Consider the following 1,174-nt stretch of genomic DNA (forward strand, 5'->3'; position numbering starts at 1 on the left):
TACTGACTTCGGCTCGTTAGGGTGATCTTCTTCGAAGTGCCGGATGGGCCTGGGGTGTTGTCTGTATTCCGTGGTGTATGAGGTATGCGGATGGGGGCGGGCTGACCCCTGCGGGACGTCAGCGCCGGGAGACGGTACGGATGCAGGCGGCCGAGCTGTTCGAGCAGAACATCAAGCCGCCGGAAGTGGCACGGCACCTGCGGGTGAGCCTGAAGTCTGCCTATCAGTGGCATCAGCTGTGGCGGGACGGTGGTGTTCAGGCGCTGGCCTCCCGCGGCCCGAGTGGCTCGCGATGCCGGCTGTCCCCGCGCTGTCTGGAAAAGCTGGCCGCATATCTCGATGAGGGGCCTGCCGCGCACGGCTGGGTGGAGGACCAGGTGTGGACGGCTGCCCGGGTGGCCACGCTGATCGGCAGAAAGTTCCACGTCTCCTACAGCGTCTCGGGGGCCACACGGTTGATGCACCGGCTCGGCTTCAGCCCGCAGGTGCCCGCGCGGCGGGTGGCCGAGCGCGACGAGCAGGCCGTGACCGTGTGGAAGGAGGCGACCTGGGCCGAGGTAAAAGAGCCCGGGCGGCGTGCGGAGGCTACATCTGCTTCGAGGACGAGGCAGGCTTCACGCGACGACCGCCCAAAGGACGCACCTGGGGCCGGCGCGGCCGCACCCCGATTGTGACGGTGAGCGGCCGACGCTCAGGGCGCCTCTCGGTGGCCGGACTCATCGCGATGCGGCCCGGCTCCCGCACCCGGCTGTGCCACCGCCTGCGCACCCACCCCGCAGGCAAAGGTAAACGCCGCAGCATGGGCGAACGCGACTTCATCGCGCTGATCGACGGCGTCCACCACCTCGTCAAGGCCCCGATCGTGCTGGTCTGGGACCGGCTCAACACCCACGTCTCCCACGCCATGCGTGAGTTGATCGCCGAGCGCAATTGGCTGACGGTGTTCCTGCTGCCCGCGTACTCGCCGGACCTGAACCCCGTCGAGTGGGTATGGGCACATGTCAAACGCAGCCTGGCCAACCTCGCCGTCGTTGCCCTCGACCGGCTCGAAACCCTCGTACGCAACCGGCTCAAACGCCTCCAGTACCGGCCCGACACCCTCGACGGCTTCATAGCAGGCACCGGCCTGACCCTCGATGACCCAGCGTCACCCTAATGCGCCGAAGTCAGTAAC

At 67.6% G+C, this 1,174-nt stretch carries 1 protein-coding gene; it reads left to right on the forward strand.

All coding sequences use genetic code 11. The annotated features are described in order from the left end of the window. The first annotated feature begins 77 nt into the window (after positions 1–77). Positions 78–1,156, forward strand: a protein-coding gene (locus ABT078_RS43050; protein WP_502981582.1) for an IS630 family transposase whose coding sequence is annotated in 2 segments (ribosomal slippage) — positions 78–576 and positions 576–1,156 — 1,080 coding nt in all. Because the reading frame shifts where the segments join, the coding sequence is not laid out codon by codon here. Positions 1,157–1,174 lie beyond the last annotated feature (18 nt).

The organism is Streptomyces sp. NPDC002133, from assembly GCF_040296405.1.
Classification (GTDB): domain Bacteria; phylum Actinomycetota; class Actinomycetes; order Streptomycetales; family Streptomycetaceae; genus Streptomyces.